This is a genomic window from Agrobacterium sp. 10T429, assembly GCF_056393925.1.
The window spans coordinates 165,185-184,593 of record NZ_JBFTGV010000010.1; the positions used below are offsets into that span (position 1 = coordinate 165,185).

The 19,409-nt window shown below is 61.1% G+C and carries 13 protein-coding genes; 2 read left to right on the forward strand and 11 right to left on the reverse strand.

All coding sequences use genetic code 11. From position 1 onward, the window contains the following. Positions 1-77 precede the first annotated feature (77 nt). From AC1DCP_RS20930 to AC1DCP_RS20960, 7 genes are all read right to left on the reverse strand, one after another. Positions 78-473 (reverse strand): (R)-mandelonitrile lyase, encoded by a 396-nt coding sequence (locus tag AC1DCP_RS20930; protein WP_003518141.1) that lies wholly within the window; start codon positions 471-473, stop codon positions 78-80. Positions 474-636: 163 nt separating this feature from the next. After that, positions 637-2,550, reverse strand: coding sequence for a PhoX family protein (locus AC1DCP_RS20935; protein ID WP_076846065.1), 1,914 nt, complete (start codon positions 2,548-2,550; stop codon positions 637-639). Between the two features lie 129 nt (positions 2,551-2,679). Beyond that, positions 2,680-3,393: a 4'-phosphopantetheinyl transferase family protein gene (locus tag AC1DCP_RS20940; RefSeq protein ID WP_112401732.1), complete on the reverse strand. Its 714-nt coding sequence runs from the start codon at positions 3,391-3,393 to the stop codon at positions 2,680-2,682. Between the two features lie 30 nt (positions 3,394-3,423). Then, positions 3,424-4,179, reverse strand: coding sequence for a 2,3-dihydro-2,3-dihydroxybenzoate dehydrogenase (dhbA, locus tag AC1DCP_RS20945; protein ID WP_013762274.1), 756 nt, complete (start codon positions 4,177-4,179; stop codon positions 3,424-3,426). Positions 4,180-4,192: 13 nt separating this feature from the next. Next, on the reverse strand, positions 4,193-5,062 hold the full coding sequence (locus tag AC1DCP_RS20950; protein ID WP_076846079.1) for an isochorismatase: 870 nt from the start codon (positions 5,060-5,062) through the stop codon (positions 4,193-4,195). A 73-nt stretch (positions 5,063-5,135) separates the two neighbouring features. Then, entirely contained in the window at positions 5,136-6,755 is a 1,620-nt protein-coding gene (locus AC1DCP_RS20955) for a (2,3-dihydroxybenzoyl)adenylate synthase (protein ID WP_076846067.1), read from the reverse strand. 18 nt (positions 6,756-6,773) lie between these two features. Continuing rightward, positions 6,774-7,949, reverse strand: coding sequence for an isochorismate synthase (locus AC1DCP_RS20960; protein ID WP_112401733.1), 1,176 nt, complete (start codon positions 7,947-7,949; stop codon positions 6,774-6,776). A gap of 81 nt (positions 7,950-8,030) precedes the next feature. Between AC1DCP_RS20960 and AC1DCP_RS20965 the strand changes: the two genes are divergently transcribed. Both AC1DCP_RS20965 and AC1DCP_RS20970 read left to right on the forward strand, forming a co-directional pair. Then, on the forward strand, positions 8,031-12,470 hold the full coding sequence (locus AC1DCP_RS20965; protein ID WP_112959878.1) for an amino acid adenylation domain-containing protein: 4,440 nt from the start codon (positions 8,031-8,033) through the stop codon (positions 12,468-12,470). Between the two features lie 48 nt (positions 12,471-12,518). Further along, entirely contained in the window at positions 12,519-13,865 is a 1,347-nt protein-coding gene (locus tag AC1DCP_RS20970) for a condensation domain-containing protein (protein WP_076846070.1), read from the forward strand. Between the two features lie 314 nt (positions 13,866-14,179). Here the strand turns inward: AC1DCP_RS20970 and AC1DCP_RS20975 are convergent, their stop codons facing one another. The 4 genes from AC1DCP_RS20975 to AC1DCP_RS20990 form a co-directional block, all read right to left on the reverse strand. Next, positions 14,180-17,035, reverse strand: a complete 2,856-nt coding sequence (locus AC1DCP_RS20975; protein WP_476774605.1) for a condensation domain-containing protein — start codon at positions 17,033-17,035, stop codon at positions 14,180-14,182. Between the two features lie 69 nt (positions 17,036-17,104). Further along, on the reverse strand, positions 17,105-17,383 hold the full coding sequence (locus tag AC1DCP_RS20980) for a phosphopantetheine-binding protein (protein ID WP_003518124.1): 279 nt from the start codon (positions 17,381-17,383) through the stop codon (positions 17,105-17,107). Then, positions 17,376-18,215, reverse strand: coding sequence for a siderophore-interacting protein (locus tag AC1DCP_RS20985; protein ID WP_076846080.1), 840 nt, complete (start codon positions 18,213-18,215; stop codon positions 17,376-17,378). The genes AC1DCP_RS20980 and AC1DCP_RS20985 overlap by 8 nt, the downstream gene beginning before the upstream one ends. Before the next feature lie 232 nt (positions 18,216-18,447). Then, positions 18,448-19,401 (reverse strand): ABC transporter substrate-binding protein, encoded by a 954-nt coding sequence (locus AC1DCP_RS20990; protein WP_076846072.1) that lies wholly within the window; start codon positions 19,399-19,401, stop codon positions 18,448-18,450. Between the last annotated feature and the right edge of the window lie 8 nt (positions 19,402-19,409).

A 19,409-nucleotide genomic window follows, 5' to 3' on the forward strand; every position in this document is an offset into this window, starting at 1 on the left:
TTTCGGCTCTTCCGGATGTTGCTTAACGCTGGAGATCGTCCGGCAGGCAGGACGAGCGCCATTTCGGCCAGGCCGCTTCAGCCACCATACTGATCGTCCGTGACGTGCTCCATCCAGTCCACGACCTTGCCGTCTTTCACTTCCTGAAGCGCGATATGCGTCATGGCGACATCGGGTGCCGCCCCGTGCCAGTGCCTTTCGCCCGGTGCGAACCACACGGTATCGCCGGGGCGGATTTCTTCCACGGGGCCACCCTCGCGCTGCACCCTTCCAAACCCTGAAACCACGATCAGGGTCTGTCCGAGCGGGTGCGTGTGCCATGCGGTTCGCGCGCCGGGTTCGAAGGTGACCTGAGCGCCCTGAACCCGCTCTGCATCGAACGGGTTGAACAGAGGATCGATACGGACCGTGCCGGTAAACCATGCCTCGGGGCCTTTGGTTGAGGCCCGTGTTCCCGCGCGCAATATTTCCATGGTCATTCTCCTGACTGGTATCGTGTGGGGGGATTTGAAGCGGTAATGCCGCTCTTGTCCACTGGCGAGTGAAAATTCAGTCAGGCCGCATCGACCCTTGGTCACGGGTGACAGGAGCCGGATCTCCGCTATGCCAAGACCCGGTTCCGCCTAAGCCAAAGCGTCAGCCGATCTGCGCGTTGTCGTCACGCTTGATGGCGATAACGGTGGAGCGCGGCAGCTTGCCTTCGCCATCCGGGAAGGGGGCGTCGGGGTGCTGGATGCCGACGAAGTGGGTACGCTTGTCGCCAGACCATGTCTGGCCGGTAACTTCGGAACCCTTCGGCGCGGTCAGGAAACGCTCGATACGGCCGGTGGCTGGATCGCCTGCCAGCATCTGGTTATTGCCCTGGCCGGCGAAGTTGCCCTCGTTGCTGTCCTCTCCGTCGGTCTGGATCCAGAGGAGACCGGTCGAATCGAACATCATGCCATCGGGCGAGTTGAACATGTTGCCTTCGTTGATGTTCGAAGAGCCGGCATAGGCATCCTTGTGAACTGTGGGGTTGCCGGCCATGCAGAACAGGTCCCACTTGAATCTGCCGTCCGCGTGATCGTCATTTTCTGGGTACCAGCGCACGATCTGGCCGTATTCGTTCTTTTCGCGCGGGTTGGCAGCATTGATCGCCATGGCGTCACCGCCAGCATTGGCGCGCAACTTGCCGTCTTTCATTTCGCCGCGACGGCTGTTGTTGGTAAGGGCGCAATAGGCTTCGATGGCGACCGGGTTGATGGCGACCCATTCCGGGCGGTCCATCGTTGTCGCGCCCACCTTGGAAGCGGCCTGACGCGTGAAGACGCAGATTTCATCGATCTTCATGCCTGTCGTCTCAGGCGTGAGAGCCAACCATTCACCAGCGCCGTCGTCCGAGAACTTGGCGACGTAGAGCGTGCCTTCGTCTAGCAATTTCGAGGTGTCGCCACCGGGCACGTAAATGCCGTTGGAGACGAATTTGTAGAGGAATTCGCCACGCTCGTCATCGCCCATATAAACCACCACGCGGCCGTCACGCGCGATCACCACAGCGGCGTTTTCGTGCTTGATGCGGCCAAGGGCGGTGCGCTTGATCGGGGTGGAGGAGGCGTCCGAAGGATCGATCTCAACCACGTAACCGGCGCGGCGCGGCTCGTTGGGGTTCTTGGCGACATCGAAACGCGCATCGAACTTCTCATAGGCGTAACGGGTCTCGGCGACGATACCGTAGCGCTTGTAGTCATCCGGCAGCTTGAAGGCGGCATCAGTGGTGCCGAAATAGCCGTTGAAGTTTTCCTCGCAGGTGAGGTAGGTGCCCCAGGGCGTGCGGCCGGCGCCGCAATTGTTGAAGGTCCCCAGACAGTCGACACCCTTCGGATCTGCGGCGGTCTTGACGAGGTCCGAGCCTGCGGCCGGGCCGGAAAGCTTCATCGGGGTGTTGTGGTGAATACGACGGTTGAACGGGCTGTCGAGAACGATTTCCCAGCCTTCGGTGCCTTCGGCAACTTCCATGACGGTGACGCCCTGCATGTTCTGCAGGATCTTGACGTCGTCGGCCGTTTTCGGGTTGCCATTTTCGGCATGCGGCAGGTTGGTTTCGGGGTTTACATATTCATGGTTGACGGCGATCAGCTGGTGATTGCCAACCATAAACAGTTCCATGCCGTCAGTATTTTCGCCGAAGACCTTGTCGGAGTTTTCAACGCTGACACCCTTGGCAGGGTCGAGGTCGGGCACGTTGGAGAACAGCGGCTGGCCCCACTTGGCGACCGGCTTCCAGCTGTAGCCTTCCGGCACGTGAATGGTGTGGTCGGTCGCGGCAGCCACCGGCTTGAAGGGGAAACGGCCGGCTGCCGCTTCCTGCGCTTCCGCCGATGTGCTGGTCATCAGGTTGCCGAGCGTGCCCATGGCTGCTGCGGCCGAACCGAAGGCAAGCACGCCACCGAGAAAGCCGCGGCGGGAAATCGCGGTCTCGACCACGCGGTCGAAATCGGTTTCGGCCGGCGGCGGGTTTTGCAGCTCGTCCCACGCATCCCAGGAAAGCTTGCTCGTATCGATGTCGGTCATATCGTATCTCCACCGTTGCATGTTTGGAATCATTCCAACACGGTGCGTACCGTTTCAGTGTTTCACACAAATGACGGGAATAACGACTTTAAATATGATCTTCACAGGAAAGGATTCTGTATTTTTCCCTTAATGCGGGAGAAGGATACGGGTGAGCAAAAAGCCTTCCAAGCGGCAGAAGTGGAAAGCAATGTCCGTTCCCTTGCGCCACTCGCCGCTGATGTCGGTCGTCAGCCGAAGGAATGCTGAACCGCACTCTTCATAGCCGGATAACTCCGCCGCTTCGAAAAAGAACAAACGTCTGACGGTCGGATAAAGCGCTTTGAACAGGCTTTCCTTGGCCGAAAAGATCAGCCCGGTCATGAAGGGATCGATGTCGTTTCCAAGACTGAGGCGTTCGTTTGCGGTCAGTACCTGCGGGGCAATATCGCAAGCTTCCTCCTCGTTCAGAAGCCTTTCGATATCGATGCCAACGCCGCAGAACCGCTCGGAAGAGCCGGCAAGCGCAATTGCCCGCTCGTGGCTGTGGGAAATCGCGCCGACCACGCCTGCGGGCCAGATAGGGGCGCGATCCTCTCCCATGCCGGGAAAGGCGGCGCGGCCGGTGAGACGGCGTATGGCTTCGGCAGCACATCTGCGCCCGGCGATAAATTCCGCCTTGCGTCTGGGCGCAGCGCGCAAAAGCTGCGGCGGCAAGGGAGGGACCTTGCCGCCGCGCCCTTCTTCGGCGCTGTAATGAAGGGTGACGCAATGACAATCGCATCTGTCGTCCGGCCAAGGCCAGATGGCCTGGGGTGGATCGCCGCAAACAGCTTCGCCGTGAAACGCCGGCGCGTTGGCCATATCTGTCATCCTCATCACGCGGACCGATGCTCAGGCGGCAAGCGTGGCGCCGCCATCGACCACGATCTGCTGCATCGTCACATGGCCTGCCTGATCGGAGGCGAGGAACAGCACCGTGTCGGCGATGTCGTCCGGCCGCGCGATCTTGCCCAGCGGAATGCCGAGCTTGAACTGCTCGGGAAGACCGGCGACCAGTCGCTGTTTGCCGCTGGGATCGTTCAGCATGCCGGCCAGCATCGGCGTATCGGTGGAGCCGGGTGACACCACATTGCAGCGCACGCCATAGGGCGCGAGTTCAAGTGCTGCGCAATGGCTGAGGCTGACGAGTGCGGCCTTGGAAGCACAATAGGCGAGCATGCCGATGCGCGGCACAACGGCGGCGTTGGAGGCGATGTTGACGATTGCCCCGCGCCGCTGCCGCTTGAAGACGCCGCTCCATTGCCGCAGCAGGTAGAACGGCCCCGCAGCATTGACATCCATGCAGGCGTTCCAGTCCTGCGGCGTCAGGCTTTCGCTGTCGCCGAGCCGGAGGATGCCGGCGGCGTTGACGAGAATGTCCAGCCCGCCCCATTCCTTCTCGATCGCCTTGCTCGCCGCCTCCACTGCCGCCGCGTCCGTGATGTCGAGCGTGATCTGGCGGAAGGTTGCATCGGTCGCATCGGCAATGAGGTCAAGGCCGATGACCTCGGCCCCTTCCTCGGTGAAACGCTCGGCGATGCGGCGGCCGATGCCCTGCGCGGCACCCGTCACCAGCACGCGCCGCCCGTTAAATCTGTTCTGCATCATCTTGTCCGTCCGCTCAGGCCGCGAGCCGCTTTTCTTCGATCAGCGCCCACCAGGCAGAAAGCGTCGGTACGCGGGCAAGCTCTTCGAAGCCCACGATGACGCCGCGTTCCTTCAGTTCGCCGGCAAGCTTCATCACCTGCAGCGAATCCAGCCCATAGAAGATCAGGTTCTCATCCGGGTCGATGTCGCTCTCGTCCTCCACCATTTGCAGGACGCGGGCCTTCAGCCATTCGCTGATATCGGTGGTCTTTCCCGCGCCGGCAAGGCTTGCAGTGTCGATCACCACGCCGCAGCGTGTTGCCACATATTGCAGCGCCATGCGGTGTTCGGCTTCGGAAAAATCGGCGACGGCATCACCCAGCATGAAGGGCTGAATATCCTTCATGAAGGCTTCAACAGCCGTCATCATGCAGCCGATATGGGCATAGACGCCGCCGATGATGATCTGGTCGCGGCCCCACCCCTTCATGCGCTCGGCAAGGTCTGAACGCTGGAAGGCGCTGTAGCGCCATTTGGTCAGCACCACATCGTCGGGCGTCGGCGCAAGCTTGTCCACGACCTTCTGCAACTCCGGGTCGACCACGGTCAGGCCCGGTCCCCACATGTCGTTCAGAAGCGCGCGGTCGGCGGCAGGCTGGTCGTGCGGCTGGGCGGTGTAGATGACCGGCACGCCGTTCTGAACCGCCCATGCCTTTACCTTTGCAAGATTGTCGATGAGGGTTGTCATCAACCTGCCGTCGGCCTGGTAGAACCGCAGGAAATAACGCTGCATGTCGTGGATGAGCAGCACGGCGCGCTTGGCGTCCGGCTGCCATTTGGTCTTGTTGGCCGGAAAGTTTGCTGCGACCGGCATCGGATAATCGGAAATGGTGGGGATCGTCATGTTGACCTCGATAGTTTGGCGCATCGGCATGGGCGACACGCAATTTTCAAATGGTTGGGGCGTGCACGCTCCGTTACGCCGGGATTGGCGCTGCGAGCATGTCGCGCAGACGTTTCTTGTCGATCTTGCCGACGGCAGTAAGCGGCATGGTGTCGATGAAACGCACCCGATCCGGCAGCTTGTAATCCGCAACACCCAGACCAGAGAGATGCTGGCGGATGGCCGGTGCCTTGAGAGCGGGATTGCGGGAAACGACGAAGACGCAGCTTTTTTCACCGAGGAGTTCGTCCTGCATCGCCACCAGTGCGGCATGCGTTACATCCGGATGCTGCAGGATCAGGTTTTCCACCTCTTCCGATGCGACCTTCTCGCCGCCGCGATTGATCTGGTCTTTCACCCGGCCAACCACCCGCAGGTAACCTTCGGGCGTGCGCTGAACGACATCGCCGGAATAATAAAAACCCTGGTTGTCGAAGACGCGCGCGCTGTGCTCGGCGGCGCGGTAATATCCGCGGAACGTATAGGGGCCGCGCGTCGCCAGCATGCCGGCTTCGCCTTCTGGAACGTCGTTGCCGTCCCCGTCAACGATGCGGATCTCGTCATCCGGGCTGATCGGCCGCCCTTGCGTGGTGAAGACAATATGGTCGGGATCACCGGCGCGGGTATAGTTCACCAGACCTTCCGCCATGCCGAAGACCTGCTGGAGGGCGCAACCCAGCACATGCGGCACCTGACGGGCTAAAGCTTCTGCAAAGCTTGCGCCGCCGACCTGCAGCAGCTTGAGGGATTTCAGCCGTTCGCGATGGGCGGGCGCCACCTGCAACCACAGCGCCACGGCCGGCGGCACCAGAGGCACAATGTCGATGCCATGTTTTTCGATGAGGTCAAAGCAGGCAAGCGGCTCGGGATTGGCCGCCATTACCACGGTGCCGCCAGCGTGGAACACGCCAAGCGCACCCGGCGAACTCATGGGGTAATTATGCGCCACCGGAATGGCGCAGAGGAAACGGGTCTGCGGCGTCAGCTCGCAGATTTCCGCACTGGCCCGGGCGCTGTAGTCATAGTCGTTATGCGTGCGGGGGATCAGTTTCGGTGTTCCGGTGCTGCCGCCGGAAAGCTGGAACAATGCTACCTCATCGGCTGCCGAAGGGCCGTAATGCGGCGCATTTTCGGCGGGTGATGAGAGCCATTGTTCGAGGCTGCGCTGCGGTTCCGTCTCACCAAGCAGCAGCGTTACGGCAAGCTGCGGAGAGGCAAGCTTCAGCGCCTCCAGAAACGTGTCATTGGCAAAAAGCTCGTGGGAACGCGAGCCGATCACCAGCTTTGGCGCAATCTGTTCCGCATAGGAGGTCATTTCCAGCCGACGATGGCTGAAAAGCGCATTGACGGGTGCAGCGCCGATTTTCATCAGAGCGAAAAAGACGAGATAGAACTCCGCGATATTTGGTAATTGCATCAGTGCCGTATCGCCCCTGCCGATCCCGGCGGCAGCCAGATGCCCGGCAAGATTGGAAGATTGCCGGTCGAGATCGGCATAGGTGAAGCGGCGGTCGCCGCAGATCAGCGCGGTCGCGTCCGGCCGAAGTTCCACCTGCTGGGTGAGGATGTCGCTGAGCGGTCTGTCGATCCAGTAGCCGCGGTCGCGGTATCGGCGCGCCAGATCTTCGGGCCAGCGTTCAAATTCGATTGTCATGGTGTGTCCCTGGGAAAATTAGGCAGAAAGACCGCAGGCGTTCAGCATGGTCTTGAGCTTGGTCTGCACCTCGGCCCATTCGGATTCGGGTTCCGAGGCTTCAACGATGCCGGCGCCTGCGAACAGCCGCACGGTTTGCCGCTGCACGGTGCCGCAACGGATTGTCACTACCCATTCGCCGTTACCCTCGGCATCCGTCCAGCCGACCATGCCGGTGAACAGCCCACGCTCGAAAGGCTCGACGAAGCGAATAAGCCTGCGGGCACGCTCGGTGGGGAAACCGCAAACAGCAGGTGTGGGATGCAGCAGGCACGCGAGTTGCAGCGCATTGGTCTCGGGATCAGCAAGGCGACCCTCGATGCGCGTCGAAAGATGCCAGAGAGCGGCCGTGTTGATGAGGGAGGGTTTTTCGGGAACGTCGATTTCAGTGCAGCAAGGCGTAAGCAGCGAGCGTATATCCTCGATCACGAGGCTATGCTCGTAATGGTCTTTTTCCGAAGCCGAAAGCCGGTCTGCATTGGCCTTGTCCGCCACCGGGTCAGCCATGCGTTTTGCCGAGCCCGCGAGCGGATTCGATATGACTTTTTCACCCTGCTTGCGGATGAGGAGTTCGGGGCTCACGCCGATCAGATCGCCGCCATCGGGTAGCGGAATGCGGAACTGGTAACCCTCGCGGTTCTGTTTGGCGAGGCTGGCCAGCAATCTTTCGACATTGACCTCGGAGGCGAAGGTCAGTTCGCGCATGACGGAAAGCACTGCCTTGCGGACATCGGAATGGCGGAAATTGACGATGGCATGCTCGACGGCGCGCTTGAAACCATTTTCATCGGGCAGGCTGTTCTGGCCGACAAGCGTTGGCATGGCCGAATCAGTCGAGATCGAAGCGATACCCTTTGTATTCCACTCATGGTTGTTGGGAATGTACAAGCAGGATGGCTCGTTGACGTCGAAGGGGATGGCGCCAATGGCGATGGGATTGTCCTGTCCGGCCCTGCGCGCCCTCTCAAAAGCGGCCTTTATCGCCTTCTGCAAAGGGCTTCCCGCGTCTTCAGCGCCATGGGCAGGAATCGTTATCCTTTCGCGAATGCCTCTGGCACGCAGTTCGCCCGAGCCAGAAGTGAACAGAAATTCTCTATCAAAATCAGTAATTTCGTCGGAATCGACGTCATTCGTCCTGAGTGCTCCCGTTTTCATGGGATGCCTCCTGTGCGAGTGGTTGACGGTGGCTTATACTTGATTATGATAATCATGTTTTGTCAATCGGTGCAAATTCACATGCTAAATTTAACCCCCATGCAGGTTGCCTACTGGGTTGGCCGAGAGGCGGACGGGATACTCGGAAAAGTTACGCCGCATCTCTATCTCGAGTTCGAAGACAAGGGGCTGGAGGCGGAAAGACTGGCCGTCGCGGTCGAAAGGCTTTGCCGGCGTCACCCCATGCTCAGCCTCAGGATTGATGCGGAAGGGCGACAGACGGCGGACCCCGCCGGCCGGCCGCTCCGCCTCGACGTGGAGGACATGGCGTCTCTCAATGAGGAGGCGCTTGCGCACCGTCTTGCCGCCAAACGTGAGGCGTGGAGCCATCGCCAGATCGATCTGCGCGTTGCCCCGCCGGCGGCAGTGTCGCTCAGCCTGCTTCCCGCAGGTCGCGCCAGGCTGCATGTGGATACCGACATGTTGGCCATCGATCCCGCCAGTATGCGTATCGTGCTGGAAGATCTCGCCCGCTTTTATGAAGCCGACGCGGACGAACTCGAGCCATTGGGGGATACACCACCATCGTTTTTCAGCTGGGCGGAACGTCTTGCATCCGATCCAGAACTCAAAGCCCAGCGTGAAAGGGACCGGCTGTGGTGGCGGCAACATATTGCCGATATTCCGGAGGCACCGCCATTGCCGTTTTTGCCCGAGGACCCGTCACGCGCCGTTCACACCGATCGCCTTGCAGCAAGACTTTCTCCGGCTGAACGCAGCAGTCTGGAACGGGTGGCGCGGCGCTGCGGCGTGACCACGTCGACCCTGTTGCTTGGTGTCTTTGCAGTGGTGCTTTCGCAAGCGACGAATACGGAAAAGTTCCGGCTTTCCGTGCCGGCTTTCTGGCGCGCGCCGCTGGTGGAAGGGGTCGATGGCATCGTCGGCGAATTCTCCAATGTGCTCATTCTTGGCGTTGATATCCGGCCTGAGGAGAGCCTTGAGCGACTGCTTGGACGGCTGTTCGGAGAAATGAACGGGCTTCTGGCGCACCAGTCCTATCCCGGGGTCGGCGTCATGCGCGACCTTTCCCGCCTGCGCGGCGGTTTGCAGACCTCACCGGTTGTCTTTACCGCGGGTGTCGATTTGCCCGGGGGCGAGTTGTTTTCGGAAAATGTGGGGCGCGTGTTCGGCCCGATGATCCACACCGTCTCGCAGGGGCCTGGAGTTGCGCTGGATGCGCAGGTCGCAGCGCTCGATGGCGGGCTTTTGATCAACTGGGATGTGCGGCTCGATGCGCTGCCGGAAAGCTGGCTGCGAGCCCTGTTCGACGCCTATACCGCCCGTCTTCGCCACCTTGCGGCCAGCCCTGATCTCGTTTCCGAGACCGTGGAGCGATTAGGCTTGCAAGCGCCTGAAGCGACAGTGCAGACAAAAGGAAAATCCATGGAACGGCCACTCTCAGCCTTGCAAAAGGCCTATCTGCTCGGTCGCGGCACCCATCTGCCGCTGAGCGGCGTGGCGATGCAGGAGTTCCGCGAATATCGCGGCAATATCGATCCGGCATTGCTTCGCTCGCGCCTCACCGCAATGGTCGAGCGGCATGAAAGCCTGCGCACCCACATCGATGAGCGGCGTCTGGTGCAGGTGGTCTCGGATGAGCCGAAGCTAAACCTTGATATTCTTGATCTTTCGGACCTGTCCGTTGCCGAAGCCGAACAGCGGATCGACACCGTGCGGCAGGATTTCTCCCATGCCCATTTCGATCTTGCCGCTTCTCCCTGGCAGGTCACGGTGTTTCGTCTGCCGGAGGTTGCAGTGGGGGACAGCGTGGCGGTCTTGCTGCGCTTCGACGCCCTCATTCTCGACGGACGGGGAATAGCCAGCCTTGCGGCGGAACTCTTCGATGATGTCGTGCCGCCCGCATCAGCCGTCGCAGCCACCGCCGCGCAGCAAGATGTAGCAGCGGCCCGTGCCGAGGATGCCGCATACTGGGCTGAGAAACTTGAGGGTGCGGAAGTGCCCTCGCAACTGCCTTGGAAAGCCCCGCTCGAAACCATTGCCGTTTCGCGTTACAGCCGCCAGAGCCTGACCGTGGAAAAACAACGCTTTACCGCCTTTTCACGGATCGGCGCGAAAGAGCGGCTGTTCAAGAATTCGGCGCTGACGGCGGTAATCCTCGATGTGCTGTCGCTTTGGCTGAACGAAGGTGCCCTCGTCGTCGGCATTCCCGTCGCCCCGCAGGTGGAAGGCGCGTTTGCCAATCGCTCGAGCTTCATCGCGGTCAAATGGGATGCGGCCAGGGGCGATTTTGCGGAGCGGGCCGCAGCTTTGCAAACCGATGTGCTTGAGGGCCTCAATCATCTGGCTTTTTCAGGGGTAGATCTCAATCGCATCCTTCTCAACGCCAATCCCGGCGGGCTCGCCCTGCCTGTCGTCATCACCAACGGCCTCTCATGGCCGACGCTTTCGCAAGATTCCACGCTTCGTTGGACGGACGGGCTGACCCAAACACCACAGGTGGCGCTGGATTTCCGCTTTTCGCAAAACCCGAATGGCGATCTCGTCCTCGATATCGATTATGCGGAGCAGGCGATCGATGCCGCAATGGTGGCGGACATTCTCGGTGCGATAGAGCGTGCGATTGCCGCGATCACCGCCAGCGGGACGTTCTCGATGAATTCCCGTGAGATCGTCGACCTGTCGCACTATCGGCTGAATGGCGACGAGCGGAACTTCGTCTGCCCGCCATTACTGGAACGGATCGCCTCGCATCTTTTCGAAGGAGACGGATCGCGCACGGCCCTGATCAACGGCAAACGGCGCGTGTCATATGGCGAGCTCGGCGATACGGTGGCGCGGGCGATGGCGGGCCTTAAGACGCGCGGCATTGGCCGGGGCGATGTCGTAGCGGTGTGCCTGCCGCGCAGTCCGGAGCATACAGCCGTCACGCTGGCCGCTGCACTTATCGGCGCCATCTGGGTGCCGATCGATGCGAGCTCGCCGGAAGATCGCCTGCACTATCTGCTGACCAATTGCCGCCCGGCCATGATCGTCGCCCGTTCCGTTCCGCAAGGATTCGACGCTGTCGGTCCCGAGGAGCTTCTCGCAGCGCCAGCCGCCTCCGGCGTGCCCGTTAACGCGGCGGAACTGGCGGCACTTTCAGCAAGCGAAGCACCCGCTTATTACCTCTATACCTCCGGTACCACTGGCAAGCCGAAATGCGTCGTGCTCTCTAACAGGGCCACGGCCAATGTCATCGGCAGCACGCTTTCGGAATGGGCGGTGACGGAAAATGACGTCTTCATCTCCGTCACGCCCTTGCACCACGACATGTCGGTCTTCGATGTATTCGGCGCGCTTGCCGCCGGTGCGACACTGGTGCTGCCGGAACCCGGCGAGGAAAAGGATGCGGTCCGCTGGAACGAGCTGGTGGCCGAACACGGCGTTACGCTGTGGTGCTCGGTGCCGGCGATTCTTGAGATGCTATTGTCCTGCCATCGTGGCGACCAGCTCGGCTCGCTCCGGCTCGTCGCGCAGGGCGGTGATTACATCAAGCCCGTGGTCATCGAGGAGTTGCGCCGGCTGAAACCTGAACTTCGGCTGATATCGCTGGGCGGGCCGACGGAAACGACCATCTGGAGCATCTGGCACGAAATCGTGACAGCCGATACCACGGCGATACCCTACGGGCACCCTCTACCCAGCAATCGCTATTTCATCCTCAATGATCAGGGCGGCCATTGCCCGACGGGCGTTGTCGGGCGCATCCACACAGTGGGCGTGAATGTGGCGATCGGCTATCTGGAAGATGGCGCCATTACCCAGACGGATTTCGTGACGGTCAGCGATACGGATGGACATGCGGTGCGCGCTTTTCGCACCGGAGACAGGGGCCGTTACCGGCCGGATGGCAAGATCATGTTCGCCAGCCGCGTCAACGGTTACGTCAAGGTGCGCGGGGTGCGGGTCTCGCTGCCGGATGTGGAAAATGAACTTATCCGCCACCCCTCCATCCAGCGTGTACTGGTGGTGGATTACGGTGCCGAGCAAAAGGGGGAGGCCGCTATCGGCGTGCTTTATGTTCCGATGCCCGGCCTTGAGCTTTCCACCGCCGATCTGCGCAATTTTGCCCGCAGGCATCTGCCGGAATCGCATGTGCCCGGCCGCTTTCTCAATGTGGCCGATCTGCCGCTCTCGGCCAATGGCAAGCCGGATCGCCGCCGCGCCCGCGAATTGCTGACGGCAGTGGAACCGGCAAAGGCACCTGCGGCTGTAACAATCAAAGTCGCCGATCAGGGTGATCGCCGGGTGCTGGATATCTATCTCGGCGTACTGGGCAAAAACCCGGCGAATGTGGACACGAGCAGCGATCTGCTGGCGCTTGGCCTTTTGCCTTCGCATCTGAAAACCGTCTCGGCCGAAATTCGCAGCGCCTTCGGCGTGGAGCTTTCGCCGCAGCAACTCCTGCGTTGCCGAAACGCCAAACAGGTCAGTTCGCTTTTACCCGCTTCGGCGGCATGAGCCGCATCATTGCGGCCAAAATTACGGAAATAATTCAAGGAAAAACAGATGGCGCATATCGATCCTGCCGGCGGCTGGCTTCCCCTGACCCAGCCGCAACTCGATTTTTGGGAGGAGTTTTCCTTCCATCCCGACGAACCGGTCTCTACCGTCGCCCATTACATCGAGCTTTCCGGTGCCGTGAACGAAGGCGCTCTGCTTGAGGCAATCAGGCGCACCGTGCGCGAATCGGAAGTTCTGTCTATCCGTTTTCGCGTCGGTGAGGATGGCGAGACGCCGCAGCAATGCTGCGATCCGCTCCACGCTCCGATGGTCGAGCTTGTCGATCTCCGTGCCCATCCCGCGCCTTTCGAGGAAGCGCTGGGGCGCATGAACGCGGATGTCGAGGCAAGGCTTGATCTTCGAACCGACAAGCTGTCCGCCCAGGTGCTTTACCGCATCGCCGACGATCGCTACCTCTGGTATATCCGTGCCCATCATATCGTCGTCGACGGTTATGGTCTTACGCTGGTGGAGCAGCGCTGCGGGCAGCTTTACGGGCACTATTGCGGCAAGGGCGAGGCGGGTCCGGATTTCCATCCTTTCCCCAGTTTTCTTGCCGAAGAGGACGCCTACCGGCAAAGCCGCCGTTTCGAAAAGGACCGCGAGTTCTGGGCGGCCTATCTCGCGCCGCCGGTGGATCTGCCCGTGCTGGACAAGGATTGCGAGGATTACGGTGGCGGCGGCCTGCATGCCGATGCGGGATTGCCGAAAGGTTTCAGCACAAGACTGCAACAGATATCCGGCGCACTGGAGATCGGCTGGCCGGACCTGCTGGTGCTGCTTTCAGGCCTTTATCTTCACCGCGTATTGCCGCGCCCGGATCGCGATGTGCTGACGCTGTGGCTGCCCTTCATGAGCCGCTGGGGCAGCGTCGGCGCGCATATGCCCGCCATGCTCGTCAACATCCTGCCTTTCCATCTGACGATAGAACCGCAGGAGAGCCTCGGGAGCTTCCTTGCGCGCAATGCCGCCAATCTGCGCCGGCAGCGCCTGCATGGCCGCTACCGCATCGAACAGATCGCCGCCGATCGCAACATATCAAAGGGCCGGCGGTTTTTCTTCTCACCGCTTATCAACGTCCTGCCCTTCAGCGCGCCGGTATTTGCAGGGCTTGCCGTTATCAGGCACATTCTCGCCAATGGTCCGGGCGACGGGTTCAACCTGACCTTCCGTGGCGAGGATGACGGCAGTGATCTGAACCTGCATATCGACGCAGATTCCGCACTGACCGAAGCCGACGATTTCGCGCGTTACCGCGAGGAGTTGCCGCTGTTTCTGGATGCCATGCTGCGCGACGAGGCGCTGGCGGCTCCGGCCGAAGAGGTTTCCGCGGCCTTCCGTCTGGCGGTTTGAGAAGCCGGGTGCTCTGCAAAAAGGGGACGGAAATCTCTCTGCCGTCCATTTGGTCGGGAGTGACTGGGTGCGGATGTGATAAACCCGGCTCCGTTATGCAAAACCCCGCCTGATGGGGCGACATGCTGTCCTCCCACACAACGTCATCCTTGGGCTTGTCCCAAGGATCCGATCACGTCCAATTAAATCCAGACGTCGCAGATGCTGGGGACAGGTCCGAGCATGACGGAAGAGAGCTTTCCGGACATTTGTCAAAAAGCAAAAACCCGGCGCCGCCACGCGGAGCCGGGTTTATTGGGAAGCCTGGCCAGCACTCAGGCTAGCGTGGTCAGCACACGGCCCGAAGCGCCTGCTTCGGCGAAACGGCTGAAGACGCCGCTGGTGGTCGTGCGCAGCCGGTCGACATCCTCGGGGCCGTAGCGGTCGGAGCGGTAGCTCATCAACACGCGGATGGAGCGTTCGCCGCCAATCGTTTCTTCCATTACCTCGAATTGCAGCCCCAGCATGGATTCGTGCTTGTCGGGATCGATCTGCCGGAACTCGACGGTTTTGCCGTCCGGCCCTGAAAGCGTGCCGTTCAGCTTGTTCTTGGCGTGGATCTGGATGAATACCTCGAACAGATGGTCGCGGCCGGGCGTCATGCCGAGCGCCTCTTCGACGAGATCGATTGGAATTTCGCTGTGTTCCAGAGAGCCATTGACCGTGTTCTTCACCGAGGAAATCAGTTCGCCGACCGTCATCTCCTCGCGGAAACGCACACGATGGGCAACGACTGTGGTGAAATAGCCGATCGTATCGAAATAGCCGCTGTCGGTGCGCCCGGACGCCGATGTGCCGACCACGAGATCGCTCAGCCCGCCCAGATGGCGCAGCGACGCGGCGATGGCGGCATAAACGACGTTGAACAGGGAAGCGCTGTTCTGCTTGGCGATGGCGTAAAGTCCGTCGCTGACGTGTTTTTCCAGCTTGAACTCGATCCAGCCGCCCGCCGGCGCCTCGTCGTGTGCAGCATCTGTCGGCGTGCTGTTCTGTCCGGTAAGGACCAGGCCCTTCGGTGCGTCCCGCAGCATATCGGTCCAGTAGGCAAGGTGGTCGCCGTTGACGCCGGATGCCACCTGTTTTCTGGCGAACTCATGGAAGGGTGCGGGCTTGTTCGCAAAGACGGGAGCCTTGCCGGTGGCTCTTGCCCTATAGGCCTCGGTCAACTCGTCCATCATCAGGTTTACCGACCATTCGTCCAGTACGATATGGTGGAAGAGGAAAGAGAGCACCTTGCCGCCGGTTTGGGGATTGCGCAGGAAACGCAGCCGCATCGGCAATTCGCGGGCAAGGTCGAACCGCCAGGACGCTTCCGTGTGCCGGTCCACGCCTTCGCTTTCCTCGCTCGTCCAGAACCATTTGTAGCCGGGCAGGTCGTGCATCGGCACGATCTTTTGCAGAACCGTGCCATCCTCGACATAGAAATGGGTTCGCAGACCGGGATGACGCTCGATAATATCGAGGAATGCACATTCGAAAGCGCTCTCATCCACCGGATCGAGGAAATCGAGCGCGAAGGGGATGTTGAAAATCTCGCCGAAACCGAAGGCGGCATAGGCTTTCCAGAGCGACATCTGCGCAAGCGAAAGCGGTGCCGTCAGCGAGCCGGTCGCGGTTGCTTCCGCCTGTGCAGGGGCGGCGGTTTCGAGACGCGTCGCCTGTTTTGCGAGCGATGCGGCGGTGGGATAGCTGAACAGGTCGTTGAAACGCAGCTCGATGCCGTGATTGCTCAAAAGGCGTCCGATGATGCGGGTCGCGATCAGCGAATGGCCGCCAAAATCGAAGAAATCGTCATCCGGCCCCATGTCTGGCGACGCAAGCGCTTCGCGGAATTCGGCAAGAATTGCCGCGGCAGTCTCGTCGTCGCTGGAGCGGGAGGCGGCGGGCAGGGATGCTGCAGCCTCCGGCCCTGCGGACGAGGTTTGATGCGTAATGCCGGAAAAATCCGCACCGCCTTCGAGATGGGCGATGAAACGCTCCAGCAGAAATGCCGTCGCATGTGGCGAGGCCTCCTTGCCGCCGGTCAGTTCCAGACGGATGTGGCCATCAACCGTGCTGCCGGCAGCGAGCGTCAGGCCAAGGCCGGACTGGAGAGAGGGGAGTGGCAGGCGCTCGAACCGGAGCCGCTCGACGGATGAGGTTTCAGCCGATGTTGGCAGCGTCTGAAGCGTGAAGGTGGCAACCTCGTCGTTGTGTTCGCCATGTCGGGCCAACCCAGCCAGCACGGCTTTTTCGGCCTCCTGCGGCGACTGGCTACGTGAGATCGAGACGCGGGCGACCGCATCTGCCGGAAGCGGCAGGCCGGCCTCGTTCCCGGGTTGCAGGGGCAGGCGCAGGGTAACAGTGTCGAGATCGCCATTGGTCGCCAGAAAAAGCGCGAAACGGGCACCGGTGCGTGCCAGAAGCGCGTCCGGTGTGGCCGAGCCGTTTGGGTCGAGAAGGGCAGCCGGAAGATCGACGCCGTGGCAGTGGCTCGCCGGCTTGGTCCCGTTATTACGCAGAGAGACGACGGGCGTGCTGGAGGCCAGTCCTTGCAGCCAGGGGAGCGGAACTGGATTGACGATGGCGTTTTCGGTGATGCGTGGCGAAAGCGGCTTTGGTGCCTCGCCAGCATAGGCTGCGGCAACAGCGCCCAGCAAAATCTGCGGCGAGAGGGATTCACCAAGCAGGCCATGCACCAGAAGCGCCAGCAGTACCTCTCCTTCGCTCAAGAGCACGATGGCCTGAAACGGCGGATCGATTTCCGCGTCGAACGGGCTTGCCTGAAGGTCGTGCAGAAGGGCCACCGCTTCGTCTTTCGATGCCGTCTGAAACAGTTGCACGAGAGATGCCGAAGGGGCCTCTACGCTCTTGGCAAGGGTGCCGTCTTCTCCAAAGGAAAACCGCACGCGCAGTTCGGGCCATGCCTCGCAAACCGTCTCCAGTGCCGATGTCAGGCGCAGAAGGTCGCTCTCGCCGCCGATGCGGTAGGTGAGAATATGCCGGAAGACCTGATCGGGGTCCTGAAACTGCTGGAACCAGACCCGCTCCTCATATTGGCTTGGCTGCGATCCGCTCCGTGGGGCTTCGTCCGCATTGTCGAAGGTTTGTTCGATGCGGCGCGCAAGCATGCGCGAATTATCTGCTGCCATGGTCCTCTCCTTGGAAGTATAATGTTGAGGTAGGTCGCGCTTGGCGGGAAAAGTCCCCTCTTGCGGGGATCAGCAGCCCGCGCGCGACTGCTCGATCAGCGCCTGCCAGGCGGCAAGCGTGGGCTGACGGGCGAGATCGTCATAGTGAAGTCGCGTGCCGGCGAGCTGCGAAAGCGGCGGGATCAGGCGCATGAGAGCGAGGGAATGAAGTCCGCAGCCGAACAGGTTGGCGTTCGGGCCGATATGTCCCACCTCATCGTCCAGAACCCTGGCGAGATGGGCTTTGAGTTCCGTCGTCATCATGTCCGCCTCCAGCTTGCCAGCCGCCGCGATTGCCGGTTCATTCATCGAAATGATCGTGAACGCCGCTTGCCCCGCGCCGCCAGTAGCCGGAAGCGCGCGTCCATTTGGGGTTCGCGCCGTACTCGCCGATCAGGATGGCGCGCAGGTCTTTCGCCGCTTTCGATTCGCAGGCGACCCAGCTGAAGAAATCGCCCTCAGGCAGTTCAAGCCTACGCAGCGCCTCCGTCAGGGCGTCGTGATTGGCGCCGCCCGCGGCCTCCTGCGTTACCCAGATGATCGACGCGTCAGCTTTCGTGGCGAGGTCCAGGCGATCAGCCTCCGTCTCAACTTCGATCAGCGCTACGACGCGGGTGCCCTCGGGCATTTCTTCCAGTCGCCGTGCAAGGGCGGGAAGGCCGGTATCGTCGGCAATCAGCAGATGCCAGTCGAACGTGAAGGGAATGGTGAACGAGCCGCGCGGGCCTGCAATCCATGCCTTGTCACCCACCCTGGCGGATTTTGCCCAGTTGCTGGCGGGGCCATCATGGTGCGTGGCGAAATCGACGGCGAGTTCACCCTTCTCGGCATCGAAGCTGCGCGGCGTGTAATCGCGTGCGAGCGGGCGCGGCGCGCCTTCGGGAAATTCGAGGCCGTTCGGGCCGACCACTGGCAGGTTAGGTTCGGTTTCGCCGGGAAGCGGGAAGAACATCTTGACGTGGTCGTCAAAACCGAGACTGGCAAAGCCTTCAAGCTCAGGCCCGGTCAATACGATGCGCACCATGGACCGGCTGAGTTTTTCCACCCGGGCCACGTCAAGGCAGCGTAGCTTGACGGCGTAACGATGGCGTTTGGGGGTCCGGTCCGGAACGCCGGTTTCAATGCTTTGTGCAATGCTCATGTTGCTGTCTTCCCTGGGATATCGCCGATGGGGATCGGCAGTTTCGCTGTCCCGGATCGGCATGCCGGACAATCGCGCACCGGAGTTTTCCGGCGGGAGATCCGACGTCGTTGTGTCAAGATGCGCGAACCATAACAGGCGGTTCCGGCGGTCGCAATATAAGTTTCTTCAAAAACTCAAGTTTATGTCCGGCGCATGGTTTGCGCCGGAATTGCGCTTGTCGAAAAGGCGTTTAACGACGGCCTGCCCAGCTTTCCACCGCGTCCAGCGTGTGCAGCGCGCTTGGGATGGACGGCGTCGTGACCCGGCTGGAATCGAGAAAGACGATCCGGCCGTCACGCGCCGGTTTGACGAAGCGTTCCCAGCCGGGAATGATCTTTTCAAGTGCGGCGCGCGTTCCGGCTTCGCCTCGGGCGGGGCTGTTATAGCTGTTCATCACCACCAGCAGATCCGGGTTGAGCTTGCCAAAAGCCTCGGCACTGAGCGGCATCGCCAGGGTGGAACCCAGCCCACCCGACGAGGTGGCGTTGTCGATTTTCAGCCGTGCGTAACCCAGATCCTCGAGCGCCTGCACCGCACCGGACATGTCGCCGACCGCGTTGATCTGGTCGGTCAGTAGAATTGCGAGATAGGTCTTGCCTTTTGCGTCTTCGCCGAGTGCTTTTTTGACGGTGGCGAGTTTCTCGTCATAAGTCTTCCGGCGCTCGGCAAAAGCGTCACTTCTGCCAACGAGACCCGAAAGATTCTCTTCGACGCTGAAGCCATAGGTGTGTCCAGTGCTTACCTTCTGCAGATAGACGGGCGCGATGGTGGAAAGCTGCTCGGCCTTGCCGCTGTCCATTTCCGTGGCGACGATCAGGTCAGGTTGCAGCGCTCTCAGCTTTTCGAGATCGATCTGACCCACCGCGCCGAAACCTTTCGGTTTCGTGCGGCCTTCACCGAGAACGGTGTCGATGAAATCAACGGCGGTTGCGAATTTGCCGTCGCTGTTGCGGCCATAGGCGCCTACAACGTTGGCGCCAAGATCCATCAGCGGCACGCCCAGCAGCGGTTCGTGCATGACGACGATGCGCTGCGGCTGCTCGGGGATGGAGACCGTGCGGCCGGCGGCATCGGTGACGGTTCGCTCTGCGGCAAGGCTGCTTCCGGCGGTCAGAAGTGCTGCTAAGAGGATGGCAAATCGCATGGCATACC